The 26,829-nt window shown below is 67.8% G+C and carries 32 protein-coding genes and 1 riboswitch; of the genes, 21 read left to right on the top strand and 11 right to left on the bottom strand.

Going from position 1 to position 26,829, the window contains the following annotated elements:
* Positions 1-10: 10 nt before the first annotated feature.
* Positions 11-1,225 carry an ornithine--oxo-acid transaminase gene (gene rocD / locus C6I20_RS07230; protein WP_118395341.1) on the bottom strand — a complete coding sequence of 405 codons (1,215 nt, stop codon included), beginning with the start codon at positions 1,223-1,225 and terminating at the stop codon, positions 11-13.
* Positions 1,226-1,340: 115 nt separating this feature from the next.
* Here rocD and C6I20_RS07225 point away from each other — a divergent pair, with 115 nt between their 5' ends.
* Genes C6I20_RS07225 through C6I20_RS07210 form a run of 4 tightly spaced genes read left to right on the top strand, consistent with a single transcriptional unit; the run spans position 1,341 to position 5,052 of the window.
* Positions 1,341-1,868, top strand: coding sequence for a hypothetical protein (locus C6I20_RS07225; protein WP_162891180.1), 528 nt, complete (start codon positions 1,341-1,343; stop codon positions 1,866-1,868).
* Between the two features lie 38 nt (positions 1,869-1,906).
* Positions 1,907-2,602: a YcnI family protein gene (locus C6I20_RS07220; protein ID WP_118395339.1), complete on the top strand. Its 696-nt coding sequence runs from the start codon at positions 1,907-1,909 to the stop codon at positions 2,600-2,602.
* Positions 2,595-3,113 (top strand): copper resistance CopC family protein, encoded by a 519-nt coding sequence (locus C6I20_RS07215; RefSeq protein ID WP_162891179.1) that lies wholly within the window; start codon positions 2,595-2,597, stop codon positions 3,111-3,113. Before C6I20_RS07220 ends, C6I20_RS07215 begins: the two co-directional genes overlap by 8 nt.
* Positions 3,094-5,052, top strand: coding sequence for a cytochrome c oxidase assembly protein (locus tag C6I20_RS07210; RefSeq protein WP_118395337.1), 1,959 nt, complete (start codon positions 3,094-3,096; stop codon positions 5,050-5,052). Before C6I20_RS07215 ends, C6I20_RS07210 begins: the two co-directional genes overlap by 20 nt.
* Before the next feature lie 29 nt (positions 5,053-5,081).
* On the opposite strand, the gene C6I20_RS07205 is transcribed toward C6I20_RS07210, so the two are convergent.
* Positions 5,082-5,699, bottom strand: a complete 618-nt coding sequence (locus C6I20_RS07205; RefSeq protein WP_118395336.1) for a superoxide dismutase — start codon at positions 5,697-5,699, stop codon at positions 5,082-5,084.
* A gap of 180 nt (positions 5,700-5,879) precedes the next feature.
* Here C6I20_RS07205 and C6I20_RS07200 point away from each other — a divergent pair, with 180 nt between their 5' ends.
* The 10 genes from C6I20_RS07200 (at position 5,880) to gcvP (ending at position 14,347) form a co-directional block, all read left to right on the top strand.
* Positions 5,880-6,482: a CDP-alcohol phosphatidyltransferase family protein gene (locus C6I20_RS07200; RefSeq protein WP_216823015.1), complete on the top strand. Its 603-nt coding sequence runs from the start codon at positions 5,880-5,882 to the stop codon at positions 6,480-6,482.
* Position 6,483: 1 nt separating this feature from the next.
* On the top strand, positions 6,484-7,299 hold the full coding sequence (locus C6I20_RS07195; RefSeq protein WP_118395335.1) for a DUF881 domain-containing protein: 816 nt from the start codon (positions 6,484-6,486) through the stop codon (positions 7,297-7,299).
* The gene (locus C6I20_RS07190) at positions 7,296-7,628 is read left to right on the top strand and encodes a small basic family protein (RefSeq protein WP_118395334.1); all 333 of its coding nucleotides are present in this window, start codon (positions 7,296-7,298) and stop codon (positions 7,626-7,628) included. The genes C6I20_RS07195 and C6I20_RS07190 overlap by 4 nt, the downstream gene beginning before the upstream one ends.
* The gene (locus tag C6I20_RS07185) at positions 7,621-8,325 is read left to right on the top strand and encodes a DUF881 domain-containing protein (protein WP_118395333.1); all 705 of its coding nucleotides are present in this window, start codon (positions 7,621-7,623) and stop codon (positions 8,323-8,325) included. Before C6I20_RS07190 ends, C6I20_RS07185 begins: the two co-directional genes overlap by 8 nt.
* Before the next feature lie 18 nt (positions 8,326-8,343).
* Entirely contained in the window at positions 8,344-8,721 is a 378-nt protein-coding gene (gcvH, locus tag C6I20_RS07180; RefSeq protein ID WP_118395332.1) for a glycine cleavage system protein GcvH, read from the top strand.
* A gap of 100 nt (positions 8,722-8,821) precedes the next feature.
* On the top strand, positions 8,822-9,298 hold the full coding sequence (locus C6I20_RS07175) for an FHA domain-containing protein (protein ID WP_118395331.1): 477 nt from the start codon (positions 8,822-8,824) through the stop codon (positions 9,296-9,298).
* A gap of 25 nt (positions 9,299-9,323) precedes the next feature.
* Entirely contained in the window at positions 9,324-10,043 is a 720-nt protein-coding gene (locus C6I20_RS07170; protein WP_118395330.1) for a MerR family transcriptional regulator, read from the top strand.
* Positions 10,044-10,047: 4 nt separating this feature from the next.
* Entirely contained in the window at positions 10,048-10,509 is a 462-nt protein-coding gene (locus C6I20_RS07165; RefSeq protein ID WP_118395329.1) for a bifunctional nuclease family protein, read from the top strand.
* 191 nt (positions 10,510-10,700) lie between these two features.
* Complete coding sequence (locus tag C6I20_RS07160; RefSeq protein WP_118395328.1) at positions 10,701-11,285, top strand: MerR family transcriptional regulator; 585 nt, start codon at positions 10,701-10,703, stop codon at positions 11,283-11,285.
* 68 nt (positions 11,286-11,353) lie between these two features.
* Positions 11,354-11,442, top strand: a riboswitch (glycine riboswitch).
* Between the two features lie 85 nt (positions 11,443-11,527).
* A complete protein-coding gene (gene gcvP / locus C6I20_RS07155) occupies positions 11,528-14,347 on the top strand; it encodes an aminomethyl-transferring glycine dehydrogenase (protein ID WP_118395327.1) in 2,820 nt (939 codons plus the stop codon).
* Here the strand turns inward: gcvP and C6I20_RS07150 are convergent.
* The 3 genes from C6I20_RS07150 to sigK are packed head-to-tail and all read right to left on the bottom strand — an operon-like array spanning position 14,344 to position 16,436.
* Entirely contained in the window at positions 14,344-15,096 is a 753-nt protein-coding gene (locus tag C6I20_RS07150) for a serine aminopeptidase domain-containing protein (RefSeq protein WP_118395326.1), read from the bottom strand. The two genes, gcvP and C6I20_RS07150, sit on opposite strands and share 4 nt — an antisense overlap.
* Positions 15,097-15,138: 42 nt before the next feature.
* The gene (locus C6I20_RS07145; protein ID WP_118398702.1) at positions 15,139-15,843 is read right to left on the bottom strand and encodes an anti-sigma factor domain-containing protein; all 705 of its coding nucleotides are present in this window, start codon (positions 15,841-15,843) and stop codon (positions 15,139-15,141) included.
* A complete protein-coding gene (sigK, locus tag C6I20_RS07140) occupies positions 15,840-16,436 on the bottom strand; it encodes an ECF RNA polymerase sigma factor SigK (protein ID WP_254052283.1) in 597 nt (198 codons plus the stop codon). The genes C6I20_RS07145 and sigK overlap by 4 nt, the downstream gene beginning before the upstream one ends.
* A gap of 202 nt (positions 16,437-16,638) precedes the next feature.
* Between sigK and C6I20_RS07135 the strand changes: the two genes are divergently transcribed.
* From C6I20_RS07135 to C6I20_RS07120, 4 genes are all read left to right on the top strand, one after another.
* Complete coding sequence (locus tag C6I20_RS07135) at positions 16,639-17,298, top strand: alpha/beta hydrolase (RefSeq protein WP_162891178.1); 660 nt, start codon at positions 16,639-16,641, stop codon at positions 17,296-17,298.
* Positions 17,295-17,660 (top strand): hypothetical protein, encoded by a 366-nt coding sequence (locus tag C6I20_RS07130; RefSeq protein WP_118395323.1) that lies wholly within the window; start codon positions 17,295-17,297, stop codon positions 17,658-17,660. Before C6I20_RS07135 ends, C6I20_RS07130 begins: the two co-directional genes overlap by 4 nt.
* Positions 17,653-18,042 carry a hypothetical protein gene (locus C6I20_RS07125; protein WP_118395322.1) on the top strand — a complete coding sequence of 130 codons (390 nt, stop codon included), beginning with the start codon at positions 17,653-17,655 and terminating at the stop codon, positions 18,040-18,042. Before C6I20_RS07130 ends, C6I20_RS07125 begins: the two co-directional genes overlap by 8 nt.
* A gap of 86 nt (positions 18,043-18,128) precedes the next feature.
* On the top strand, positions 18,129-18,620 hold the full coding sequence (locus tag C6I20_RS07120) for a hypothetical protein (protein ID WP_162891177.1): 492 nt from the start codon (positions 18,129-18,131) through the stop codon (positions 18,618-18,620).
* Here C6I20_RS07120 and C6I20_RS07115 read toward each other — a convergent pair.
* The 5 genes from C6I20_RS07115 to C6I20_RS07095 form a co-directional block, all read right to left on the bottom strand.
* On the bottom strand, positions 18,590-19,438 hold the full coding sequence (locus C6I20_RS07115) for a hypothetical protein (protein WP_118395320.1): 849 nt from the start codon (positions 19,436-19,438) through the stop codon (positions 18,590-18,592). The two genes, C6I20_RS07120 and C6I20_RS07115, sit on opposite strands and share 31 nt — an antisense overlap.
* A gap of 229 nt (positions 19,439-19,667) precedes the next feature.
* Positions 19,668-20,870: a uroporphyrinogen-III C-methyltransferase gene (cobA, locus tag C6I20_RS07110; protein WP_118395319.1), complete on the bottom strand. Its 1,203-nt coding sequence runs from the start codon at positions 20,868-20,870 to the stop codon at positions 19,668-19,670.
* Positions 20,867-22,168, bottom strand: coding sequence for a sulfate adenylyltransferase subunit 1 (locus C6I20_RS07105; RefSeq protein WP_118395318.1), 1,302 nt, complete (start codon positions 22,166-22,168; stop codon positions 20,867-20,869). Before C6I20_RS07105 ends, cobA begins: the two co-directional genes overlap by 4 nt.
* A complete protein-coding gene (gene cysD / locus C6I20_RS07100) occupies positions 22,168-23,079 on the bottom strand; it encodes a sulfate adenylyltransferase subunit CysD (protein ID WP_118395317.1) in 912 nt (303 codons plus the stop codon). The genes C6I20_RS07105 and cysD overlap by 1 nt, the downstream gene beginning before the upstream one ends.
* A gap of 49 nt (positions 23,080-23,128) precedes the next feature.
* Positions 23,129-23,920 (bottom strand): phosphoadenylyl-sulfate reductase, encoded by a 792-nt coding sequence (locus tag C6I20_RS07095; RefSeq protein ID WP_118395316.1) that lies wholly within the window; start codon positions 23,918-23,920, stop codon positions 23,129-23,131.
* Positions 23,921-24,116: 196 nt separating this feature from the next.
* On the opposite strand from C6I20_RS07095, the gene C6I20_RS17050 reads away from it, so the two are divergent.
* From C6I20_RS17050 to C6I20_RS07085, 3 genes are all read left to right on the top strand, one after another.
* A complete protein-coding gene (locus C6I20_RS17050; protein WP_162891176.1) occupies positions 24,117-24,260 on the top strand; it encodes a GPGG-motif small membrane protein in 144 nt (47 codons plus the stop codon).
* Between the two features lie 78 nt (positions 24,261-24,338).
* Positions 24,339-24,962 carry an L-threonylcarbamoyladenylate synthase gene (locus tag C6I20_RS07090; RefSeq protein ID WP_118395315.1) on the top strand — a complete coding sequence of 208 codons (624 nt, stop codon included), beginning with the start codon at positions 24,339-24,341 and terminating at the stop codon, positions 24,960-24,962.
* Positions 24,959-25,639, top strand: coding sequence for an alpha/beta fold hydrolase (locus C6I20_RS07085; protein WP_118395314.1), 681 nt, complete (start codon positions 24,959-24,961; stop codon positions 25,637-25,639). The genes C6I20_RS07090 and C6I20_RS07085 overlap by 4 nt, the downstream gene beginning before the upstream one ends.
* An 8-nt stretch (positions 25,640-25,647) precedes the next feature.
* Here the strand turns inward: C6I20_RS07085 and C6I20_RS07080 are convergent, their stop codons facing one another.
* Entirely contained in the window at positions 25,648-26,817 is a 1,170-nt protein-coding gene (locus C6I20_RS07080; RefSeq protein WP_118395313.1) for an MFS transporter, read from the bottom strand.
* Positions 26,818-26,829 lie beyond the last annotated feature (12 nt).

Here is a 26,829-nt window from a genome sequence, read left to right as displayed (position 1 = left end):
CAGGCGTGGATCAGGCGTGCAGAGCCTCGGTCAGTGCGTCGATCGCGACGTCGATCTCCTCTCGGGTGATGACCAGCGGAGGAGCCATGCGCAGCGTGCGCTCATGCGTCTCCTTGCAGAGCACACCACGGTCGCGCAGCGCCATCGAGACCTCGCGGCCGGTCTTGGCCGCCGGATCGATGTCGATGCCGGCCCACAGGCCCCGTCCGCGCACCGCGACGAGACCCTTGCCGACCAGCGCGTTGAGCCGGTTGTGCAGGTGCTCACCGAGATCGCGCGACCGTTCCTGGAACTCGCCGGTCTCCAGCAGCCCGACCACCGCGCGGCCGACTGCGCAGGCGACGGGGTAGCCGCCGAACGTCGAGCCGTGCTGGCCGGGCTTGAGCACGCCCAGCACGTCCGCGCGACCGACGACCGCGGACACCGGGATGATCCCGCCGCCGAGCGCCTTGCCGAGCGTGTAGAGGTCGGCGCGTACGTCGTCGTGGTCAAGCGCGAACAACTTGCCGGTCCGGGCGAGCCCGGATTGGATCTCGTCGGCGATCAGCAGCACGTCGTTGTCGTCGCACAGGGATCGGACGCCAGCGAAAAATCCCTCCGGCGGCACGATGACGCCGGCCTCACCCTGGATCGGCTCGATCAGGATCGCGGCGGTGTTGGGGGTGATTGCGGCACGCACGGCGTCGAGGTCGCCGAACGGCACCGTGACGAAACCGGGAGTGAACGGCCCGTAGTTGTCGTGGGCGGCGGGATCGTCCGAGAACGAGACGATCGTCGTGGTGCGCCCGTGGAAGTTGCCGCCTGCCACGATGATCTCGGCCCGGTCGAACTCGACGCCCTTGACCTCGTACGCCCACTTGCGAGCGACCTTGATGGCGGACTCGACCGCCTCGGCGCCGGTGTTCATCGTCAGCACCATCTCGGTGCCGGTCAGCGCTGCCAGCTCGCGGCAGAATGCGCCGAACTGGTCGTTGTGGAAGGCCCGTGAGGTCAGCGTCAGACGATCGAGCTGGGTGTGCGCCGCCTCGAGCAGGACCGGGTGGCGGTGGCCGAAGTTGAGGGCCGAGTAGCCCGAGAGGAAGTCCAGGTAGCGATGGCCGTCGACGTCGGTGACCCAGGCGCCCTCGGCCTCGGAGATCACGACCGGAAGCGGGTGGTAGTTGTGTGCGCCCCACCGCTCGTCGAGTGTGATGAACGATGCGGTGTCGAGTCCGGTTGCTGCCATGTGTCCACGGTACAAGCCCACCGTGCCCAACCCCGGGTCGGACGCCGCCACGGGGGAGGCGCTCGACCGCGAACGCGCCGGGCAGACTCCTTAGACGCCTCGGTACGATGAGCGGGTGCCACGATCCGCCCCTGCAGCCGTGCTGAGCCCGGCCTCCGGTGCGGTCCGCATGATCCGCTCGCTCGCCGTCGCGCTGCTGTGCACCGTGACCGCCGGCGTGGGGCACGCGAGCGTCGGGGGCACGATTCCCAGCGGCGCTGTCGCAGTGGTCTTCGTCGGCGCGACCCTCGTCGCCTGGCTGCTCTCGTCGCATCGGGTGACACCGGGACAGCTCGTCGGACTCCTGATCCTGTGCCAGGTCGGGGTCCACTTCGGGTCCTCGTCCGGGGAGATGACGATGCCGCTGTCGATGCTGGTGGCCCACCTCGTTGCCACCGCGGTCAGCGCGGCCGCGCTGGCACGCAGTGAGGCCTTCGTGTGGCAGCTCGCCGAGCGACTGGGTCTGCGCGTTGCTCCTCACGACCTCAAGGCACTCGCGGTCCCGTCGTGGCGCCCGGCAACCCCGATCGCCTCGGCCCGCACACTCGCCGACCTACGCCTGGCGTACTCACGAGCCGAGAGAGGACCGCCGAACGGGTCCTGAATCCCCGCTCCGCAGCTCCTTTCACAGAAAGCACCATCATGAATCGCACCATCACGCGGCTGTCCGCTGTGCTCTTCACGACCGCCCTCATCGGGCTGGCCGGTCCTGCCTACGCCCACGTCGGGGTGTCGTCGACCGATGCCTCCCAGGGCGGGTTCGGCAAGGCCGTGTTCCGGGTCCCGAACGAGTCGGACACCGCATCCACGACCAAACTTGTCATCACCTTCCCGGACGACACCCCGTTCGCCTTCGTCACGGCCGGCGCCAAGCCAGGCTGGAAGGTTTCGATCAAGAAGGAAAAGCTTGACGAGCCAGCCAAGGCCGGCGACTTCGACGTCACCGAGGTCGTGCGCACGGTGACCTGGACCACGACGGGCGATGGCATCCAGCCCTCGCAGTTCGACGAGTTCGCGATCTCCGGAGGCCCGTTCCCTGAGGTCGCGTCGATCGCATTCTCGGCCGAGCAGACCTACGACGACGGCGAGATCGTCAGCTGGGACGAGCTGCAAAAGGGTGACACTGAGCCTGAGCACCCCGCTCCGACGCTGACGCTGGTTGAGTCCACGGGAGACCACCACGGTGCGGGCAGCGCCGACACGGACGATGCCAAGGGCGCCGCCGATGAGTCGTCGAACACCACGGCATTCGTGGCCGTCGCTCTCGGAGCAGCAGCCCTGGTCGTAGCGACCAGTGCGTTGGTTGGCACCCTCCGACAGAATCGACGTCGTGCGTAACGTCGTCCTCCGTCTGGCTCTTCCGAGCCTGCTGACCCTGGGGCTCCTGGCCCTGGGGTCAGCGCCGGCCAGCGCGCATGCGTCGTTGGTCGGCACCGACCCCGACGACGGTTCCACCCGCGCCACCGCTCCCAGCAGCGTGACTTTCACCTTCAACGAGAACGTCGGCAACGCCGCCGTCGCGGTGACCGCGCCGGACGGCTCGTCGGTCAAGCTCTCGGAGCTCAGCGCCGTTGACAACGCCGTCACGGCGCAGGTGGCGGCGGTGGACATGAAGGGCCGATACACCGCGTCCTACCGTGTGGTGTCCTCCGACGGGCACCCCATCGCCGGCACCGTGGCGTTCACCGTGACGACGGGGCGATCCGTTGCCCAGGTCGCCCAGCCCGAGCAGGACACTTTCCTGCACCGGCACAGCGCCCACGTCCTGTGGGGAGTCCTCGCGGCGGCTGTCGCCATCGCGCTCCTCCTGATGCCTCTGAGGAGACGCGATGACCCGGACCACACGTGACGTCCTGGTCGGCTTCCTGATCGCCGGCCTGACCATGTTTGCGGCGCTGCAGCTCGGCGGCAGCGCACCGACCAAGGCGCCACCCAACATTCCCGACCCCGGCCGGTTCGTCGGTTGGGCGGTGCCATCGGTCACAGTCCTGACCGAGATCTCGGTTGTCGCTCTGGTGGGCTTCCTGATCGTCGCCGTGTTCCTGCTGCCGGGCGGCAAGGACGACGTGCAAGGGCTCGCCGTCGACGCCGTGCGAGTGGCTCGTCGCTGGGCGGTCGTCTGGTCATTGGCCAGTGTGGCGCTGTTCATGCTGACCGTTTCGGACGTCTTCGGGCGCCCGCTCGGCTCGCTCAACTGGACGTTCATCTCCTCGCTCGCGCTCGAGACCTCGCTGGGACGAGCGCTGCTGATCCAGGCTCTCGCGGCTGCGCTCCTCGCCCTGGCGCTGGGGTGGACCCTGTCGGTGCGTCCCCTGGCACTGATCCTCGGAGCGTCGATCGGCTCACTGATCCCAGTCGCACTCACGGGGCACGCATCATCGGCTGGCTCGCACGACCTGGCCACCACGAGCCTGTTCCTCCACGTCACGGGCGTCACGGTGTGGGTCGGGGGGCTCGCGGCGCTGGCCTGGGTCGCTGCCCGCGGCAGCAAGCGGCTCGACGAGGCCGTCGGCCGTTACTCGACGCTCGCGCTGTGGGCGTACGTCGTCGTGGCCGCCTCGGGCCTGGCCAACGCGTCAGTGCGGCTCCTCGGCTGGTCGGACGTCTTCGGCTCGTCATACGGCCGGCTGGTCGTCGCGAAGACCGCAGCGATCGTGCTCCTCGGCGTCTTCGGCTGGTTCCAGCGCCGCCGCATCGTTTCCGCCGGCGGTAGGTTCCTGCCACTCGCGATCAGCGAGCTGATGGTCATGGCCGCCACGATCGGTCTCGCCGTGGCGCTCTCACGCACGGCCACGCCGGCCAGCGACAAGGTCGTCTCGCGGGCCGAGGACCTGATCGGCGGTCCGATGCCACCTCCTCCGGACGTCATGAACCTGATCTGGGGCTGGGCGCCGACCGGTGTCGGTCTGGCTGTCGTGGGGCTTGGCACGGCGCTCTACATCAAGGGCGTACTTGTCCTCCGCTCGCGCGGCGTCGGCTGGCCGGTCGGCCGCTCGATCTCGTGGGCCATCGGCATGGTCGTCATCTACTGGGCTGCAATCGGGGGACTGGCGGAGTACTCGCACGTCCTGTTCAGCGCCCACATGGTGGCGCACATGATGCTCTCGATGGTCGCGCCGATCTTCCTCGTGCTCGGAGCGCCCATGACGCTGGCGCTGCGCACGCTGCCGGGGCCCCGTCGACCGGGGGAGGTGTCGCCCCGCGCGATGCTCCTGACCTTCCTGCATTCACGGTTCTCGCGCTTCGTGACCAACCCGCTGGTCGGTCCGGTCCTGTTCACCGGAAGCCTCTACGGCCTGTACTTCACCGGGGCGTTCGAGGGCCTGATGGGCAGCCACTGGGGTCACGCCGCGATGCAGCTGCACTTCATCGGCGTCGGCACCCTGTATTACTACGTCCTGATCGGCATCGACCCCGCACCGCGTCGACTCGCGCCGATCGTACGGTTCGGTCTCCTGCTCGTCACGGTGCCGTTCCACGCGTTCTTCGCGATCGGGATCATGTCCGACAACTCGATCATCGCCAGCGGCTACTACCAGGCGATCGAGCGGCCGTTCCGCACCGACCTGCTGGCCGACCAGTATCTCGGCGGTGGCATCACCTGGGCGATGGGCGAGATTCCCCTGGTCCTGGTCATGCTCGCGATCGCGGTGGCCTGGTACCGCTCGGACGCCCGCGACGCTGCCCGGTTCGACCGGTCGGAGAGCCGGACCGGCGACGAGCAGCTCGAGGCGTACAACGCACGTCTTCGCGATCTGGCCGCGCACGGAAAACGGCGGGACCCCTGAGGGATCCCGCCGTTCGTCCGGTGCCGTGATCAGAAGATGATCTGGCCGCCGGACGTTGCCGCAGCGAAGCGCAGCTGGGCATCGGCCCAGTTCGCGATGTTCCACCACGCCTTGACGTAGTCGCCCTTGACGTTGAGGTAGTCGAGGTAGAACGCGTGCTCCCACATGTCCAGCTGGATGATCGGGATCAGCGTGGCTGGGACGTTGTTCTGCTGGTCGAACAGCTGCACGTTGATGAGCCGCTGGCCCAGCGTGTCCCAGGCGAGGATCGCCCAGCCCGAGCCCTGCAGGCCCAGCGCCGACGCCTCGAACTGTGCGCGGAACGCATCGAACGAGCCGAAGTTGTCGTCGATCGCGGCCCCGAGCTCACCGGTGGGCTTGTCGCCGCCCTCGGGGGAGAGGTTCTTCCAGAAGATCGAGTGGTTGATGTGACCGCCGAGGTTGAACGCGAGGTTCTTCTCCAGCAGGTTGATCGTGTCGTGGGCCTCGTTCGAACGAGCCTCTTCGAGCTTCTCGAGCGCGGTGTTCAGGCCGTTGACGTAGTTCTGATGATGCTTCGAGTGGTGAAGCTCCATGATCTTGCCCGAAATGTGCGGATCCAGTGCGCCGTAGTCGTACGGCAGATCCGGAAGTGTGTAGTCAGCCACGATCCTCCTCGGGACGTGGGCACGCGTGTGCCCGTGTGTTGTGGACTTTCGACCCCAGTCTGTCAGGCCTGTTCGGTGACGCAACGGCAGCGCCCGACCGACGGGGCTGATGCTCGTGTCCGCGGCCACGTCGTGGGGTCCCATGTCCTAGTCTGTCTGTGGACAATCCGGGGACGACCAGTGCAGGAGGCGATCAAGATCGAGGAACGTGTCCTGACGATCCCCAATGCGCTGAGTTTCGTGCGCCTGCTGCTCGTCCCGGTGTTCCTGTGGCTCGTCCTGGGTCCCAAGCACGATGAGCTCGCACTCGCCGTCTTGATGTTGTCGGGCATCACCGACTACCTCGACGGCAAGCTCGCCCGCCGGCTCAACCAGACGTCCAAGATCGGCGCGATCCTGGACCCCGTTGCGGATCGGTTCTTCATCCTCGCCGTGGTCATTGGTCTGGGCTACCGCGACATCATCCCGTGGTGGCTCGCGATCATCCTGCCGCTGCGTGACGTGTTCCTGTTCAGCCTGGTGCCTTTCCTGCGCACCCGCGGCTACAGCTCACTGCCAGTTCACTTCCTTGGCAAGGCCGCCACCGCAAGCCTGTTGTACGCCTTCCCGCTCCTGTTGCTGGGAGACCCCAACGGCGAGCCGAGCACTGTCGCCGATCTCGCCAACGTCTTTGGCTGGGCGTTCACGGTGTGGGGCGTGGCGCTCTACTGGTGGGGTGGGGTCCTCTACGCCTTCCAGGTGCGGCGGCTGATGGCCTCGACACCTCGAGTCGTCCGGAGCTGACATGGTCGAGCAGGACGCACCGACCCAGGCCGAAGGCCTGCTGGAGCAGATCGCCGACACCGCGCTCGATGACGACTACTACGTCGTCCGCACCGGCACTTATGCGCAGTCGCGGGAGTTCAACACCGTGCTGACCGCGATCGTGCTCGGGGTGTTTGCCGTGATGGTCTCGATGGCGGCGCTGCAGACCCGCAGCGACCGTCCTGCGACCGAGCGCGAGCGCAACGGCCTGATCAACGATGTGGCGGCCCGCAAGTCGCTGTTGTCCAGCCGTGAGGCCGCCGCCGCCAAGCTGCGCGGCCAGGTCGAGACGCTGTCGGCTTCTGTCGACCGGTCCGATCCGGCGTATGTCAGCCTTCGTCTTCTCGCCGCAGACCAGGCCGCGCAGGGACCCGGCGTGCGTGTCGTGGCGACGCACAGCGAGGTCGGCGTCGACAACGATCGGTTCACCGAGGCGGGCCGGATTACCGACACGGACATGCAGCGACTGGTCAATGGGCTCTGGTACGCCGGCGCGGAGGCCATCTCGATCAATGGTCAGCGCATCGGCAGCCTGACCGCGATCCATTCGGTCGACGGGATCATCAACGTCAACTACAACGACATCGGTGCGCCCTTCACGGTGCTCGCGATCGGTGACGGGAAGTCGATCATGCAACGTTTCGACGACAATCCGGCCGGCCGCTACTGGGCCGAACGGAAAAAGAACGCAGGAGTCCAGCTCACCATGACACCATCGTCGGACCTGTCCGTCAGCGCCACACAGCGAGGCCGCTCGGCGATCCGCAACGCAAAAGCCATCGAGGGGGAACAATGATTCCGGTCATCGGGCTCGCGGTCGGCATCGTGGTGGGTGTTTTCCTGCAACCGACCGTGCCCACCGGACTGCAGCCCTACCTGCCGATTGCGATCGTCGCGGCGCTCGACGCCGTGGTCGGCGCACTGCGAGCGCTGGGGGAGCGGCGGTTCAACGACCGGGTGTTCGTCGTGTCGTTCATCTCCAACGTCCTGATCGCCTCGTTCATGGTCTATCTCGGTGACCAGCTCGGCGTCGGATCACAGTTGTCGACCGGTGTGGTTGTCGTTCTCGGCATCCGCATCTTCGCCAACGCGGCGGCCATCCGGCGAAGGATCTTCCATGCGTGAGCGAGGTTGGCGCGCGCTCCTGAGGCCCACCGCCTCCCAGGTCCTGGTCGGGCTCCTGATCGGCGCGCTGGCCTTCGCGATCACGGTGCAGGTACGAGACGACGGGACCGAGGACTACTCCAGCGTCCGCGGCGACGACCTGGTCGAGCTGCTCAAGTCGCTCGACTCGGCCAACCGGCGGCTCGACACACAGATTGATGACCTGACCGCGACCCGCAACGGCCTCCTCAGCAGTACGCAGCTGTCCGAGAAGGCCGAGAAGCAGGCCAAGCTGCGGGCCGAGCAGCTCGGCATCCTCGCCGGTACGACCGGTGCCACCGGGCCAGGCATCGAGCTGGTGATCAACGACCCGAACAAGACCATCGACGCGTCGGCGCTCCTGGACGCCGTCGAAGAGCTCCGCGACTCCGGCGCCGAAGCCATCGTGATCAACGATGTTGCCCGCGTCGTGGCGCAGACATACTTCCTCGACGACGCCGAAAAGATCCGGGTCGGCGGTCGCGAGATCAAGCAGCCGTACCGGATCGAGGCGATCGGTGACTCGTCGACGTTGGCCGGGGCGGTACGCTTTCGCGGCGGACTCATCGATCGGGTCGCGACGCGCGGCGGAACGGCGACCGTGACCGAGAAGGACGTGGTCACGATCACGGCTCTGGCCGACGTCAAGACCCCGGAGTACGCTCGTCCAACATCCTGACCTGGCTAGGAGCACGCGGTGATCCCTGAGGACCTGTACTACAGCGAAGAGCACGAGTGGGTGCGCCTCGACGAGGACATCGCCACGATCGGCATCACAGACTTCGCCCAGGACCAGCTCGGAGACATCGTCTACGTCGAGCTTCCCGCGGTTGGCGACGTCGTGCAGGCCGGATCGGTCATCGGCGAGCTGGAGTCGACCAAGTCGGTCTCCGACATCTTCTCGCCGCTGTCGGGCGAGGTCGTCGCGCGCAACGAAGCACTCGACGGCGGACCGGAGGTCATCAACTCCGATCCGTACGGAGAGGGCTGGCTCATCCGGGTGCGCCCGAGCGACGAGGACCCGAAGGCATCGCTGCTCGAGGCCGAGGCCTACAAGGCTCTCATCCCCGACTGAACGGGCGTCCGCATCCTGGCGTCCCGTGAACTTCCGGGTGCTAAGTTTGGGCGTGAAGTCTCAACCCGCACTCAACCCCCCGAATTTCAGGAGTGAACCGATGTCAACGCCGGACCACGAGCCCGATGAGACCGGACGCACGGTCGGGCCCCCCGCATCGGCGCCGCAGCCTCCGAGCGACGACACGACACACATTCCGATCATCGACGCCGACACCGAAGAGATGTCCGCGTCGGACGTCTCAGCGGTCGAGAACCTGCCTGCCGGCAGCGCGATGTTGCTGGTCCAGCGCGGACCTGACTCGGGTGCCCGATTCCTGCTCGACAGCGACGTCGTGACGGTCGGCCGTCACCCCGACAGCGACATCTTCCTGGACGACATCAGCGTGTCTCGCCGGCACGCGACGTTCACCCGCAGCGAGGTCGGCTACGCCATCGCCGATCTGGGCAGCCTCAACGGCAGCTACGTCAATCGGGACCGCATCGACAGCGAGGTGACGCTGACCGGCGGCGATGAGGTGCAGATCGGCAAATACCGCCTGATCTACTTCGCCGGAGCGCTGAAGGGGCAGGTCTGATGGCCTCGCACCCGGAGGCCATCGCGTGACCGAACCTCTGCCGGAGCTTTCCCGGCTCGGCATCGGCAAGGTGCTCGACGAGCTCCTGCCGGAGTTCCCGGACTTGACGATCACCAAGATCCGCTACCTGGAGTCCGAGGGGCTCCTCGAGCCGGAACGCACCTCCTCGGGATATCGGAAGTTCTCCTTCGGCGACGTCGAGCGACTGCGATTCATCCTGCGTCAGCAGCGTGACAAGTTCTGGCCGCTCAATCACATCCGCCAGGTCCTGGACGACATGGACCGTGGCGTGGTCCCCGACACCCAGCAGGGGAGCACGACGCGGGTGCCACACCTGAGTCTGGCTGCGGACGGTCTGCCGACCGCCGAGACCTTCGCCGAGCCCAGCAGCAACGCCAGGCTCTCCCGCGGGGACCTGTTGGAGTCGGCCGGCATCGACTCGGCGACGCTCGACGCGATCGAGGAGCACGGGCTGATCGTGCGCCGCCCGTCCCAGACGTACTACGACGGCGAGGCGCTCCAGGTGGCCGCGCTGGTCGGGCAGTTCGCCGAGCTGGGTCTCGAGCCGCGACACCTGCGGATGTTCCGTGCCGCGGCCGATCGTGAGATCGCGCTGTTCGAGCAGGTCGTGACGCCTCGGGCGCGCCGGCTCGACAAGGATGCCGCCGAGCACACTGTGTCCGCGCTGGCCGCACTCTCGGTCCGGCTCCAGGCCGTCCTCGTCAGAAGCCGGCTGCGGGGCTAGACCCATGCGTGAGGTCGAGGTCGTGGGCGTGCGGGTCGAGATGCCGACCAACCAGCCGCTGGTGCTTCTGCGCGAGACGGACGGGGGACGGTATCTGCCGATCTGGATCGGCGCGGTCGAGGCGTCCGCGATCGCCTACGCCCAGCAGGGCACCGCGACGGTCCGGCCTCTGACTCACGAGCTCATGCAGCACCTGGTGGAGGCGTTGGGCGATGAGCTCGACGAGGTGCGCATCGTCGACGTGCGTGACGGCATCTTCTTCGCCCTGCTGGTGTTCTCCTCGGGTGTCGAGGTCGAGGCACGTCCGTCGGACTCGATCGCGTTGGCGTTGCGGGCCGGAGCGCGAATCGTGTGCACCGAGGACGTCCTCGACGAGGCGGGAATCCAGTCGACCACGGACGAGGACCAAGAGATCGAGAAGTTTCGCGAGTTTCTTGACGACGTCAGCCCGGAGGACTTCGGCTGAGCCCCAGGAGGCGATGTGAGCGTGAAAATCTCAACTCTCACGTCAGACTTGAGGGTTGCGACACGCCGAGGCTCACGCTGGGTCGTTGACCCGGCAAACTCTCACCCTTACCTTGAGAGAACTACCGAAGGTACACGGATGTAGTTCCGTGGAGGTAGTCTTCCCCCATACAGCTTCGGAAGGCATTTCGGATGATCGAGTCACGCGACGACGACGTCACAGCCGCCACGGCAGCGCAGGCAGCAGCCAGCGACCAGGGCCTGCTGTTCAACGATGATGTCTCCCCGCTCCCGGAGGACGCCGGATTCCGCGGCCCTACCGCCTGCAGCGCGGCCGGCATCACGTACCGCCAGCTCGACTACTGGGCCCGCACCGGACTCGTCGATCCGACCGTGCGCTCGGCAACCGGCTCGGGCACGCAGCGGCTGTACTCGTTCAAGGACATCCTGCTGCTCAAGATCATCAAGCGCCTTCTGGACGCCGGAGTCTCGTTGCAGCAGATCCGTATCGCCATCGACCACCTGCGTGCCCGTGGCACCGCCGACCTGACCCAGGTCACACTGATGAGCGATGGCGCCAGCGTCTACGAGTGCCGGTCTGCCGATGAGGTCATTGACCTGCTGCAGGGTGGCCAGGGTGTCTTCGGCATTGCGATCGGCGGTGTGTGGAAGGAGATCGAGGGCTCGCTGCACACGCTCCCGAGCGAGCGCGCGGTCCAGATCTCGGTGGCCGACGACGAGCTCGCAGCACGTCGCCGTGCGCGCCTGTCCAGCTGACGGAGTGCGCGACATCACCTGAGTACCGCCCTCAGAACGTGTGAGCCTTGGTAGGCTGAGGCTGCTGTCGACCGCGCGTGGGAGAGTTCGCCCAGGCGGCGCCGAAGGGGCAATTCCTCCCCGGAACCTCTCAGGCACCAAGGACCACGCGACCGAGGCAATTCTGGAGCCTCGTCCGTATCGGTCGGTGTGACAGAAGGGGGGGCGTAGTTCGACGACGCCTCTACCTCCGGGAGCACTTCGTGCCATCAGCCTTCTCCAGCCGCCACATCGGCCCCACCGCGACCGACCAGGACGCCATGGTGCGACGGGTCGGCTACGACTCCCTCGACGCCCTGATGCAGGCCGCAGTGCCGTCTGGCATCCGTAGTGCCGAGGCGCTCCGACTCCCCGCCGCCCAGACCGAGACCGAGGCCCTCGCGAGCCTGCGCGCGCTCGCGGAGCGCAACAACCCCGGCATCGCGATGATCGGGCTTGGCTACCACCCCACGGTCACGCCCGCCGTGATCCGGCGCAACGTGCTGGAGGACCCGTCCTGGTACACCGCGTACACGCCGTACCAGCCGGAGATCTCGCAGGGCCGGCTCGAGGCGCTGATCAACTTCCAGACTGTCATCGCCGACCTGACCGGTCTCCCGACCGCCAATTCCTCGCTTCTGGACGAGGGCACGGCGGTCGCCGAGGCGATGACGCTGATCCGTCGTGCGACCAAGGGCAAGGACGCGCTGCCGATCATCATCGACTCAGCGCTGCTGCCGCAGACCCTGGCCGTGACCCACACCCGCGCTGATGCGCTCGGCATCGAGCTGGTCGAGGTCGACCTCGCCGCCGGCGTCCCCGACATCGACGCAGCAGGAACGATCATCGCGTACCCCCGCGCCGACGGGCAGATCATCGACCCGCGGCCCGCGATCGAGGCGGCTCACGCCTCCGGGGGGCTGGCCGTCGTCGTAGCCGACCCATTGGCGCTGGTGCTCCTCGCCTCGCCCGGCTCGCTGGGCGCCGACGTCGTCGTGGGCTCGAGCCAGCGGTTCGGGGTGCCGATGTTCTACGGCGGACCCCACGCCGGGTTCATGGCGGTGCGCGCAGGACTCGAGCGACACCTGCCCGGGCGCCTGGTCGGCGTCTCGGTCGACAAGGCCGGACGTCCCGCGTACCGGCTGGCCCTGCAGACCCGCGAGCAGCACATCCGTCGCGAGAAAGCGACCTCCAACATCTGCACCGCACAGGTCCTGCTGGCCGTGGCCGCGTCGATGTACGCGGTCTACCACGGTCCCGACGGGCTGCGGCAGATCGCGTCTGAGGTCAACCGGTCAGCACGGCTGCTCGCTGCCGGACTGCGGGCCGGGGGAGTAGCAGTGGCCGGGAGCGGCTTCTTCGACACTGTCGTCGCCGAGGTCCCCGGTCAGGCGGCCGGCATCGTCGCCAAGGCGCGAGAGGCAGGCGTTCACCTGCGGCTCGTCGATGCCGACCATGTGGGCGTCGCGACCAACGAGGCCACGACCCGCGCACACCTGGACACGGTGTGGAACGCCTTTGGCGTCCCCGCGGTCGACGAGGCACCCGAGTCGCTCCCCGCCGATCTGCTCCGCACCGACGAGATCCTGACGCATCCGGTGTTCCACGAGCACCACAGCGAGACCCAGATGCTGCGCTACCTCCGCAAGCTCAGTGACCGCGACTACGCCCTCGATCGGGGAATGATCCCGCTCGGTTCGTGCACCATGAAGCTCAACGCGACCGCCGAGATGGAACCGATCAGCTGGCCCGGCTTCGCCGAGCTGCACCCGTTCGTCCCGGCCGAGGACGCCGGCGGCATGATCGAGCTGGTCGAGACGCTGGAGTCGTGGCTCGCGGAGGTCACCGGCTATGCCGCGGTCTCGATCCAGCCCAATGCCGGCTCGCAGGGCGAGTTCGCCGGGCTGTTGGCAATCCGGGCCTACCACCTGAGCCGTGGTGACGAGCACCGCGACGTGTGCCTGATCCCGAGCTCGGCGCACGGCACGAACGCCGCCTCGGCCGTCATGGCCGGCATGCGGGTCGTGATCGTCAAGTCGACCGACCAGGGGGAGGTCGATCTGGCCGACCTGCGCGCGCAGTGTGACGCGCACGCCGACGACCTTGCCGCGATCATGGTGACGTACCCGTCGACGCACGGCGTCTACGAGCACGGCATCACCGAGCTGTGCGAGATCGTGCACGGCCACGGCGGGCAGGTCTACGTCGACGGCGCCAACCTCAACGCACTGCTCGGACATGCCGCCCCGGGCCAGTTCGGTGGCGACGTCTCGCACCTCAACCTGCACAAGACTTTCTGCATCCCGCACGGCGGCGGCGGACCAGGTGTCGGCCCTGTCGCGGTCGCGGAGCACCTGGTGCCGTTCCTGCCGACCCACCCGTTGCACCCCATCGAGAGCAAGCGGGAGGGCGTCGGAGCGATCAGCGCGGCACCGTACGGCTCGGCCGGCATCCTGCCGATCCCGTACGCGTACATTGCGATGATGGGCGCGAAGGGTCTCACCGATGCCACCTCGGTCGCGGTGCTGTCGGCCAACTACATCGCCAAGCGGCTCGAGAGCGCGTTCCCGGTGCTCTACAGCGGCGACGACGGACTCGTGGCACACGAGTGCATCCTGGACCTGCGGCCGCTCACGAAGGCGTCGGGGCTGAGCATCGACGATGTCGCGAAGCGGCTCATCGACTACGGCTTCCACGCGCCGACGATGAGCTTCCCGGTGCCCGGCACGTTGATGGTCGAGCCGACGGAGTCCGAGGACCTGGCCGAGCTCGACCGGTTCTGCGACGCGATGCTGGCGATTCGCGCCGAGATCGACGCCGTGACTGCGGGGGAGTACCCCGATGGCGACAACCCGTTGGCACACGCTCCGCACACGATGCGTGACCTGCTGGACTGGCCGCACGCGTACTCGATCGAGACCGGCGCCTTCCCGGCCGGATCGGTCGACGACAAGTACTGGCCGCCGGTGGGCCGCATCGACCAGGCATACGGCGACCGCAACCTGGCCTGCTCCTGCCCCCCGATCGAAGCCTTCGCCAACTAGCGGGGGGTGGGTGGGGGCCACCAGGCGATGATCTGGTCGACGACGGGACCGGGGGTACGCGCCCACAGGACGTGGTCGGTCGTCCCGCCATCGGGTGCGGCGGCCTTGGTGTAGACCCAGCGGGTCGTGCTCGCGGGGTCGAGGAACGTCTCGACGAACAGCTTGTTGGCCGCTGAGACCGAGTACGCGTCACCCTGCAGCTGCACGACGAGGGATGGCGTCGTGATGGGATGTGCGACCTCGAACGGCGGCTTGCCGGTACGGATGAATCGGGCCCATTCACGCATCAGCGTGCGTGCACCGGGGGCACCGAAGAACGGCTTCGGCAAATAGCCCAGCAGGCGAGTCACCAATGGCACGCAGGTGCCCATGAACAGGACCGGAAGTCCGCCACGCGGGTAGGCGCGAAAGTACGGCGCGGAGGCGCCGACGGTCACGAATCCGTCGCTCGGCGGGTGGTGCAGCTCGTGACCCGCCCCGATCTGGGAGCCGAGGCTGTGACCGAGCAGGATCACCGGGCGGTCCGGCTGCTCGGCCCGAGCGAGCGCGACCTCAGCCGCGATCGCGGCCATCTCGTCGGCATAGCTCCAGTCGTACGACCGGGAGGCGATCGGCTCACCTCGTTCGAACCCGCGGTTCGGCAGTGCCTTGGCGTCCCATCCGCGGTCGTGGAAATCCGCGACCAGCGTGCGGTAGAAGCCGGACGGGACTGCCATCGCGGCGGAGATCAGGACCAGGGGCGCAGGCATACCGACAGAATGCCAGTACGCCTGCGGGCGAAGACCGCCGGATCAGACCGGGATCGTCGCTACCGGCTCAGTCGTGGGCTGCTTCGAGCCGCCCTTGGGCTCGACCGTCACGGCGACAGTCTTGGCGCCGGACACGCCTTCCATGATCATCTGCCCGTCGGTGACGAACGTGCCCTGTGACGTGGCGCCGGATGCATCGACCATCCACACCTGGTAGACCTTGTCCGCGCCGGGGCTGGGCAGGTCGTGGGCGAAGATCACCGCGGTGTCCTGCTCGGCCGAGGAGATCATCCGGACGTTGCCGCCGCCCGGGAAATCCTTCGCTGAGGTGTTGGCATCGGCGGCCGCAAGCACAGAGGAGACCGCTGCGTACTCGTCGCGGGCATCGTTGGCCTGGTTGCGCTCGACGGCGTAGCCGCCGACACCGACCGTGCCGACCAGGAACGCAGCCGCCATCGCGAGGCGGGGGAGCGTGCGGCGGACTCCGCGTCGCTCAGCGAGCGACGTGACAACGGGACGCTCCTGCCGCGTGCCCGAGATCTCGGCGAGCAGCCGTTCACGCAGGGCGGCAGGCGGCGCGTGGCTGACGCTCTCGCCGAGCAGTGCCGTCGTCTCCTGGAACCCGGCGAGCTCGGAGCGACATGTCGCGCACTGCTCGAGGTGAGACTCGAAACGTGCGCGCTCGTCAGCATCGAGCGCGTCGAGTGCGTACGGTGCGATAAGTGAGTGCAGGTCCGTCGTGGTCATGCTTCCACTCCCATGCAGTCGCGCAGGCGGACGATTCCGTCGCGCATTCGGGTCTTGATCGTGGCGGGGTTGGCCTTGAGCGTGTCGGCCACCTCCGCGTAGGTGTAGCCCTGGTAGAACGCCAAAGTCACGGCCTCTCGCTGGAGCTCGGTCAGGCCGTCCATGCAACGACGGACCTGTTCGTGCTCGAGGCTGATCGTCACGGTTTCCTCGACTTCGTCGTAGTCGGGTCCGTTGGACCAGTCGTACTTGTTCTCGCGATTCGTCGCCGCCTGGTCGTGACGTACGGCGTCGACGGCACGGCGGTGCGCCAGGGTCAGGATCCAGCTCTTCGCGCTTCCTCGCGCGGGGTCGAACTTGACCGCAGACTGCCACACCTGGATAAAGACCTCCTGCGAGATCTCCTCGGCCCGGGACGGATCGCGGACCACCCGTCGGGCCAGACCGTAGACCGAGGCGCCAAGGGCGTCGTACAGGCTCGCGAAAGCGCTCTCGTCGCCTCGAGCGACGCGGACGAGGAGGTCACTGAGGTCCGCGGGGGTCTCCGGCGCCCCGGTCGTGGCGAGACTGAGGTGCGCTGCGCTCGATGACACGTCGTTCTCCCGTCCTAGTAGCTTCCTACGAACCATTCGATGCCGCCTTGCCTGTGGATGGGTGGAGATCGCGAGAAGTTTTGGGGAGTCCTCGCTGTCATCGTAGTCGGGCATCACGGCCTTTCCCGGCTCCCCGCGGTACGTGATGAATGCCGCACGAGTTCAGCGCGCAATCGGTCAGGACGCGTGTAAACATCGAAAGATGTCCGGCCCACGACTCGACCATCACACAGCGCTCGAGAACCCTCGAGCGATCGTGCTGTTGCTGCACGGCGGTCAGCAGCAAAGCACCGACCCGGTCGAGAACAAACACGCCAGTTGGTGGCGCATGGCGCTGATGGCGCGCTCCTTGCGCGGCTTCGCCAAGCGCCACGACATCGCGCTGAGCCTCCTGCAGTACGGCCAACGCGGCTGGAACTCCGAGACACAGCCCGCACCTGTGGTGGATGCCATGTGGGCCCTCGACCAGCTCAGTGGCAGCCACGACGTGCCGGTCCTTCTCGTGGGTCACTCGATGGGTGGTCGCACGGCCTGTCGGGTCGCCGACCATCCCGCAGTCGTCGGAGTTGTTGGTCTCGCGCCGTGGCTCCCGCCCGGCGAACCCAACCGCTCGACGGCGCGCCGCCACCTGCGGATCCTGCACGGCACTGCGGACCGGTGGACCTCAGCGGCAGCCAGCAGGGACTATGTCGAGCGCAGTCGGAGCATCGCGACCAGCGCCACGTGGACGTCGCTGCCCGGCGCGGGTCACTTCATGTTCCGCCGCTCGTCGGCGTGGCGGCGCTTCGTGGAAGACTCGCTCACAGACATCCTCGACACCGCCACCTCGCACGAGGGGGCGCCGAACAAAGGCCTTGCGTGACCGATCTCGTGGCGTATCTCCTCGGAGGTGTCGCGATGCTGGTTGCCGCATACGCCGCCTGGCACACGGCCCGCGACCGGCCATTCAGTGATCCGCTGTTCTACGCGGTCGGTGGGCTCGAGATCCTGCTCGTCGCGCTGCTGGTCGGTGGATCAATCGCGCTCGGGACGACGTCGCGGGACGTCGACGGCGTCCTGTTCGTGTCGTACCTCGTGACGATCGTGGTCATTCCACCAGCGGCCGTGCTGTGGGGCATTGCGGAGAAGTCCCGCTGGGGCACGGGCGTCGTCGTCGTGGCGATGGTGACGACCGCCGTGCTGATCATTCGGCTGCTGGGCATCTGGAAGGGCACCTATGTCTGACACCTCGCACGGCTTTGGTCGTGCCCTCGTCGCGATCTACGCGGTGTTTGCCGTGGCGGCCTCAGCACGGTCGATCTTCCAGCTCACGAGCAAGGCCGGAGACGCACCCTTCGCGTACTCGCTGTCAGCGTTCGCCGGCATCGTCTATGTCGTGGCCACGGTGGCCCTGGCGCGGAGCATGCGCACCCTGGCCCTGGTGACGATCAGCATCGAGCTGGTCGGCGTGCTCGTGACCGGCGTGCTCTCACTGGCCGATGACGCACTGTTCCCCGACCAGACCGTGTGGTCGAGCTTCGGCGCGGGATACGTCTATGTGCCGCTCGCGCTGCCGCTCGTCGGGATGTGGTGGCTGCGCCGCACGGCCTCGTCGGGGCATGACTAAGGCCCTACGCACTCATACGGCGTAGGGCCGGTTCCATTCAAACCCGGAGCCCTCCTCGGGATCGGTAGCGACACGGAGAAGCCTGGATGAATTCGCAATACGTGCTGGTCTCGCGCTGGACCGTCGAGCACAGCCGTGACGCGCTGTGGGACGTGCTGGAGCGGCTGCTGGCGGCATCGGACCCGCTGCCGTGGTGGCCAGCGGTGCAGGTCACCGGCTATGACGGCGACAGCCTCGACCTGCGGGCGTCCAGCGGCCTGGGGTACTCCGTCCGGTTCCGGCTGGTCGAGCTGGAGATCGAGCGGCCTTGCCGCCTCGCGTTCGGGTCGGAGGGGGACCTGCGCGGCAGGGGAGAGGTCACGTTCACCGAGCTCGGACCGGACCGCTCGGTCATGGAGATCGACTGGCGGGTGGCGACCGATCGTCGGTGGATGCGTTGGACCGGCTGGTTGCTGCGGCCTGTGTTCGTGGTGGGTCACCACACCGTGATGCGGCAGGGCGAGAGGCGACTCAACGCCTGGCTTCGGACGCAGGAGCCCTCGGCGGTTCAGTCCAGGCCGCAGCGCGACCGGAAGTAGTCGAAGAACGCGGTCTGCTGCGAGCGGTTCAGCGGGAGGAAGAACGACGCGCCCGCGCCGACGTCGTCGGCCTTGACCGTGACTGGGAAAAGTCGCCCGACCTTGTCCTCAGCGAGGGCGTGCGGATCGCAACGAGCCGGCACGACCGTCATCACCAGTCCGGCTGGTGGATCGCCCGGCCCCAGCCGGACGTCGACGTCGGCGGCCGATCCCGGTGCCTGACGGAACAGCACCGTCGAACCGAAGCCAGTGAACCTGACATCGTCCCTTCGTCCCTTCGTCCCGTCGGTGTCATCGTGACGGGCAGCCGCAGCACCGACGTGCTGCCCTTGCCGGAGACCTCCGGGTCGCCGACGACGATCCGGGCGGCCTCCTCCAGGGTCGAGCGCGCGCAGTCGCGGTCCGCAAGGTCCGCGGCATTGCCATATCGGTCGTCGGTCGGCACCGTCGACTCCCGTAGCCCCCCCGCCGGCGACGCGGTAGGTGAAACGCACCGTCGCGTCGATGCTGGTCCCGCAACGTCCCGTGGGCATCGTGAACTCCAGATCGGCGTCGTAGCTTGCGCCGACCTCCTCCTCGCCCGACCAGCGCACTGTCTCGAACCGCGGCGACGACAAGACGTACTGGTGGATCGTGAAATCCCGACTGGTGTTGTTCTCGACGCGGAGGAACACGATGCGACCCTTGCGTTCGACCCGCGACTGGTCGATGTGGACCACAACCCCGTCGGGCAGCGCAACCTGATCGACGCGGCCCCCGCAGGCGATCGTGCTGCCCAGCACGACCGCCAGCACGGCAAGGCCCGCGCCACGGAACATGTGCCCATTGTGGTGCTCCGACGCCCAGGCGCACCACCCCGCGGAGCGCTCGACATGGCCCGAACGAGCCATCGCCATGGGCCGGATGGGGGATAGCGGACGGCCTGTCCGAACTAGAGAATGGACAACGTGTCTGTTACTCGGGGCGCAGCGGATGCGTCGACGGCCTGACTCCCTCTGGTCGTCGACGTCCTCCCCTGACGTACCGACTGCGGCCGACCCGGGTCGACTACGTCGGGGGCCAGCTCGGCGCAAGGGTCACGACATCGCCGATCACGGTGATGGCAGGTGACTTCGCGCCAACAGCCGCCGCGCGGTCAGCGATCGTCGACAGCGTGCCGACCGTGACGCGCTGGTCAACGCTGCATCCATTCTCGACCAGAGCAGATGGGGTCTCAGGGTCATGGCCGGCCGCGATGAGCTCGCCCGCGGTCTCGGCAAGCCGTTTGACCCCCATCAGCATCACGATGGTGTGCGCCCGGTCGTGCGGCAGCGCCGCCAGCGACTCGTGACCCGTGACGACGCTGAATCCGCGCGCAACACCGCGGTGCGTCACCGGGATGCCGGCCGCCGCAGCGACACCGATGGCGCTGGTCACACCCGGCACGACCTCGACGGGGATACCGGCGTCGCGGCAGGCGATGAGCTCCTCGCCGCCGCGTCCGAAGACGTACGGGTCGCCGCCCTTGAGCCGGACCACGATCTTGCCCTGCCTGGCCCGGTCGATCAGGATCGCGTTGATCTCGTGCTGGGGGATCGGGTGGTGATCGGGCATCTTGCCGACGTCGATGACCTCGACGTCGGGTGCCAGCTCGGCCAGCACGCCATGTGGAGCGAGCCTGTCAATGACGACGACGTCGGCCTCCGCGAGCAGCCGTCTGCCGCGGGTCGTGATGAGTCCCGGGTCGCCGGGCCCGCCACCGACCAGCGCCACGAATCCGTCCGGGCGGTGGGTGCGATGCCGAAGTGGCAGGTCGCCGGACTGCAGCGCCGTCGCGACTGCATCGCGGAGGGCCGCTGCTCGCCCTGCGTCGCCGCCCCCGCTGACTGCAACCGTCACGTCATCGACACGGGCCACGGCCGGAGCCCATGCCGTGGCACCAGCCGGATCGCCGCCCTTGAGGCACCAGATCTGGCTCGCCTCCGCGTCCGCCGCAACCCGTTCGTCGACGAGCGCGTCGGCCGTCGCGGTCTGCACGAGCCACGCACCGTCGAGGTCACCGGAGCGGTACGTCCTCGCGATCCACGTGACGTCTCCGCGGCCGATCGACGACGCCAAGGAGCTAGCGACCGTGGGGGAGATGACGACGACGAGCGCACCGGCATCCAGCAGCGACAGCGTGCGCCGGGTTGCGACGTGCCCACCGCCGACCACGACGACCCGACGGCCGGCCACACGCAGGGTGAGCGGGAAGCTCTGCTCGCTGCTCATGCCGTCCCGACCGGAGCGTCCGCCGCGCCCCTGGTGTCGAGCAGGGCGTCGCCGACCATGCCTGCCGCGAGGGTGCCACCGTCCTGAGCGTCGATCAGCAGGAAGGCGCCGGTCGCGCGGGAGTGCAGGTACTCCTCGGCGGGGATGGGCGAGGCCAACCGCAGCGTCACGTGGCCGATGTCGTTGAGCCCCAACAACTCCGCCGGCAACAGCCGGGCGTCGTCGAGGTCGAGCTTGCCGCCGATCGCCCGGACAACCGCCTGCACAGTGCGGGTCCCGTGCTTGAGCAGCACCTTCGCCCCGGGCTGCAACGTCCGGTCGGCGAGCCACGCGACCGTGCCATCGATGTCCTGCGTGACAGTCGGGACGCTGCGTGACGTGACGATCAGGTCACCGCGGGAGATGTCGATGTCGTCGGTGAGGCGGAGCGTGACCGACTGCGGTGCAAACGCCTCGGTCAGCTCGCGGCCGGCAAAGTCGATGCCCGCAATGGTGCTGGTGCGCCCGCTCGGTTGGACCGTCACCGCGTCACCGACCCGGACGAGTCCGGAGGCAATCTGACCGGCATAGCCTCGATAGTCGCGGAACTCATCGGCCGCGGCCGACTGGGGCCGGACCACGAGCTGGACCGGGAACCGCAGCGGCTCGGAGTGCGGATCGCCGATGGGGGCGAGCTGCTCGAGGTGCGACAGCAGGGTCGGCCCCTCATACCAGGGCGTGCGCGACGACGGCTCGACCACGTTGTCGCCGTCCAACGCCGAGACCGGGACCGTCGCGACGTCGTGGAGGCCCAGGCTCCGGGCCGATGCCAGCACTTCGTCGGAGACCCGCTCGTAGGTCTGTTGATCGAACTCGACGAGGTCGATCTTGTTGACCACGACGATGACGTGGGGGACCCGCAGCAGCGACGCTACGGCCAGGTGTCGCCGAGTCTGCTCCTGGATGCCGTGCCGCACGTCGACCAGCAGCACGACAACATCGGCCGTGCTGGCGCCCGTCACGGTGTTGCGGGTGTATTGCACGTGCCCGGGGCAGTCGGCCAGGATGAACGACCGCTCAGGCGTCGCGAAGTAGCGGTACGCCACGTCGATCGTGATGCCCTGCTCCCGCTCCGATCGCAAGCCGTCGGTCAGCAGCGCGAGGTCGGCCGACGCCAACCCGCGATCACGGCTGACCCGCTCGACCGCGTCGAACTGGTCGGCGAGCACCGACTTGGAGTCGTACAACAGGCGACCTACCAGCGTCGACTTGCCGTCGTCGACCGAGCCGGCGGTCGCCAGCCGCAGCAGTGTCCTCATCAGAAGTAGCCTTCCTTCTTGCGATCCTCCATGGCGGCCTCGGAGGCCCGATCATCGGCACGAGTCGCCCCACGCTCGGTGATCCGTGTGGCGGCGACCTCGACGATGACGTCCTCGACCGTGACAGCGTCGCTCTCCACGGCGCCGGTGCACGACATGTCACCGACGGTCCGATAGCGGACCTGGCGCGTCCGGACGGCCTCGCCCTCGCGTGGCGGCGACACGTCGCTGACCGCCACGAGCATTCCGTCGCGCTCGAACACCTCACGCTGGTGGGCGTAGTACAGCTCGGGCAGGGCGATGCCCTCGGCACCGATGTACTGCCAGACGTCGAGCTCGGTCCAGTTGCTCAGCGGGAAGACCCGGACGTGCTCGCCGGGCCGGTGCAGACCGTTGTAAAGGTTCCACAGCTCGGGCCGCTGGTTGCGTGGGTCCCACTGTCCGAATTCGTCACGTAGCGAGAACACCCGCTCCTTGGCCCGCGCCTTCTCCTCGTCGCGGCGTCCGCCGCCAAATACTGCATCGAACCGGCCCTTCGCGATGCCGTCGAGCAGCGGTTGGGTCTGCAGCTGGTTGCGGGTCCCGTCGCTGCGCTCACGCAAGCGCGCGTCGTCGATGTAGTCCTGCACGCTGGCGACTTCGAGCCGCAGCCCGAGACGCTCGACCGTGGCGTCCCGGAAGGCCAGCACCTCGGGGAAGTTGTGGCCCGTGTCGACGTGCATGACGGGGAACGGCACGGGGGAGGGCCAGAAAGCCTTGGTCGCCAGGTGCAGCATGACGACTGAGTCCTTGCCGCCTGAGAACAAGAGCACGGGCTTGTCGAACTCGGCGGCGACCTCCCGAATGATGTGGATAGCTTCGGACTCCAGCCACTGCAGCTGGGTGAGACGGCGTTCGGCAGTCTGGGTCATCGGAGCCCTGTCAGAGTGCTGGGAGGTTGGGGGATGCTGGACGGCCAGATCATGAGTGCAGCCCGCACTCGGTCTTGTCGAGCCCGGCCCACCGACCGGCGCGCGGATCTTCACCGGGCGCGACGCGACGGGTGCAGGTGGAGCACCCGATCGACGGATAGCCATCGTTGACCAGGGGGTTGACGATCACGTCGTGCTCGTCGGCGTAGGCAAGCAGCTGGTCGAAGGTCCAGGCAGCGAGCGGGTTGATCTTGACGAGTCGGTTCTTGGCGTCCCACGTGACGAATGGCGAGCCTGTGCGGGTCGGCCCCTCGTCACGACGTACGCCGGTGATCCAGGCCTCATAGCCCTGCAGCGAGTCGTGCAGCGGCTGGACCTTACGCATCTCGCAGCACAGGCCCGGGTCCCGCTCGTAGAGCCGGCGGCCGAACTCGGCATCCTGCTCACCGACACTGCGCGCTGGCTTGACGTCGACGATCGTGAGTCGCATGGTCGACTCGACGGCGTCGCGGGTGCCGATCGTCTCGGCGAAGTGGTAGCCCGTCTCGAGGAACAGTGTGTCGACCCACGGCAGGTGGGTGGCGACGACATGGGGGAGGACGGCATCGGCCATCGAGCAGGCCACGGCTGTGCGGTGGCCGAACTCCTCAGCGACCCAGGCGAGCACCTCGGTCGTGTCGGAGCCGACGAACCGCTCCTCGGCTGCTTCCGCGATGCGCTGAAGATCGTCTGCTGAGCGTCGGGCTGGTTGTTTGCGGGCCGCGAGGTGAGCGGCGCGTTCATCACCGTGCGCGATCTGCTGCGCCCGGCGTTCGGCAAGTGACAGTGCCCGTTCGGTCATGCGTCTCACCTCGTTCTACTGCTGCTGAAGGACCTGGGTGGCCCCACGGTAGGTCGCGTATTTCAGCATGTGGAGCGATGTCCGTATGGCGGGACAACGACATGTACCGGCGGCTCATGTGCCGAGGTTTGTCCTTCCACGGACGGGGTAAGGCATCATCCGGTGGCCACAGTCACCCATGAAGAGAGGGAGAAACATGGCTTTCATCTTGTGGATCATTGCGGTCGCGATTGCGATCTACGGCATCCTGCGCCTCGTGCGCGGCGACATCCTGATGGGCATCGTGCTGCTGATCGTTGCGGCGCTCGTCGGACCCGGTGGGTACAGCATCTTCAAATGAGATCGGGCGAAGGGCCGCGCAGCAGATGCGCGGCCCTTCGTCATGTCCAGACGGCCTTGCTCGGACTATCCTCGGTGCATGGTCCGATACATCGAGATTCACCCCGACAACCCTCAACAGCGATCCGTCGACCAAGCTGCCGCGGTGATTCAGGACGGGGGGCTCATCGCCTATCCGACCGACTCCGGCTATGCGCTCGGTGCCCAGCTCGGCAACAAGGAAGCGCTCGATCGCATCCGCACGATCCGGCAGCTCGACGACAAGCACCACTTCACGCTGGTGTGCCGCGACTTCGCCCAGCTGGGTCAGTTCGTGCATGTCGACAACTCGATCTTTCGGGCGGTGAAGTCCGCGACTCCTGGTCCCTACACGTTCATCCTTCCCGCCACGCGTGAGGTCCCGCGCCGACTGCTCCATCCCAAGAAGAAGACCGTTGGCGTACGGATCCCCGACAGCAAGATTGTCGGAGCCCTGCTGGCCGCCCTGGGGGAGCCGATTCTCTCGACCACGCTGATCCTTCCCGGCACCGTCGAGCCGATGTCGACGGCATGGGAGATCGCCGAGGCGCTCGACGGCCAGATCGACGTGGTGATCGAGTCCGGCGCCGAGGTCCTCGCAGAGCCGACGACGGTGATCGACTTCACCGACGGGTCGGCCGAGGTCCTCCGCGTCGGGGCAGGCGACCCCACGCCTTTCGAATGAGCCATCCGACCTACGTCCTTGTGCCCGGTGCGGGCGGCATGGCGTCGTACTGGGACCTCGTGCGTAGAGAGCTCGACGACCGCGGCGTCGCCAACCTCGCGGTCGACCTGCCGGGTGATGACCCGCAGGCAGGGCTGCCCGAGTACGTCGACCTCATCACCGAGGCTGCCGCGGGGCTTGACGACGTCGTCCTGGTCGGACAGTCACTTGGCGGCTTCAGCGCATCATGGGCCGCGGCCCGGCTGCCGACGTCGCGGATCGTGCTGCTCAACGCCATGATTCCCCTGCCGCACGAGACGGCCGGCCAGTGGTGGGAGGACACCGGGTCCTCGCAGGCCCGGCGCGAGAACGATCTGCGCGAAGGGCGTGATCCCGACGCAGACCTCGACCTCGACGTGTACTTCCTGCACGACATACCCGCTCACGCGCTGCGGACCGACGAGCAATCGCGCGACCAGAGCGACACGGTGTTCGCCGCGCCATGGGGACTTCCGGCCTGGCCGGAGGTGCCGACCACGGTGCTGGCCGCACGAAACGACCGGTTCTTCCCGTTCGCGTTCCAGCAACGAGTAGCCCGCGAGCGACTCGGCCTGGATGTGGTGCAGGTGCCTGGCGGCCACCTGACCGCGCTGAGCCACCCCGTCGAGATCGCCGACGCGGTCGTCTCAGCGGCTTGAGCCGAGGCTCAGACCTTGATCGGCTCCCGACGCTGCGACAGCAGGACCAGCGGCACGGTGAGCGCGATGGCACCGATACCGACCAGCATCAACCCCGCCGGTGACAGTGCCTTGAGCGCCAGTGTGCTGAGCAGGGGAGCGGCGAACCCGACGTAGGTCAGGCTGTAGAAAACTGCGTTGAGAGTGCCGAGGTCGTCCGGCCGGGCCAGTCCCTCGACGGTGGTCAGGCCACCGACCAGGATCAGGCCGTACGCCGCACCGAGCAGGATCGCGGCGAGCACGACGAGCCACGCGATGCCGGACGTCGCGAGCAGCGCACCCATCGCCAGTCCGCCGGTCGCTGCGGCCAGGCCGGTCAGGATGATCAGGCGCGGGTCGTGCAAGCGCCGACCGAGTGGCTGCACCGCGACGCCGGTCCACAGCGTCAGCCCCGTCAGCGCCCCGGTCACGGCGATCGGGGCGAAACCGATGTCCACGAAGTTCGGCAGCGTGGCGAAACTGATCGAGGCGGTGCCGAACACCCACGGAGCAGTCAGGGCGATGCCGAGCAGGAACCGGCGCGACCGCAGCGCCTGCCAGGCGTCCGAGCGTCGACGTGGCTCGTCCTTGCTCCGGGGGACCGACGGCTCGGGCGCGTTCCACGCGATCGCGATGACGCCGATCATCAGCACGAGGTGCGGGACGTACGGCAGGACCGTCGGACCGGGGAGCCATTGCGCGATCACGCCGGCAACCAGGGGTCCGGAGCCGAACCCCGCCGACAGCGCCCAGGTCGCGCGGCGTGCCCCGGTGCCGGCCGGACCGTCACCGGAGAGTTCCTTGACCCACGCCGTGCCCGGGGCGAACGCCGCACCCGAGGCGATGCCTGCCGCCAAGCGGCCGAGCAACAGCACAGCGATGTTGTCTCCACCGATGAGCAGGATGACCGTGGCGATGACCGACAGCACGAGCACGGGGCGCATGACACGGCGACGGCCGATCCGGTCCGAGATAGGGGCGACGATCAGCAACGCGGGGATCAGTCCGAGGGCATACGCCCCGAAGAGTGCTGTGACGGCCTCGCTCGAGGCTCCGTCCTCCTGCCGGTAGACCAGGAGCATCGCGGCGAACTGGTTGGCGCCCCATCCGACCGCGAACAGCGCCGCGGCCACCCGCAGCCAGGCGGGTATCCGCGTCATCGGTGTCACTGC

It is taken from the genome of Aeromicrobium sp. A1-2, assembly GCF_003443875.1.
Classification (GTDB): Bacteria; Actinomycetota; Actinomycetes; order Propionibacteriales; family Nocardioidaceae; genus Aeromicrobium.
Note: the sequence above shows the minus strand (reverse complement) of the source record. Positions and strands in the feature narration are given on the sequence as shown.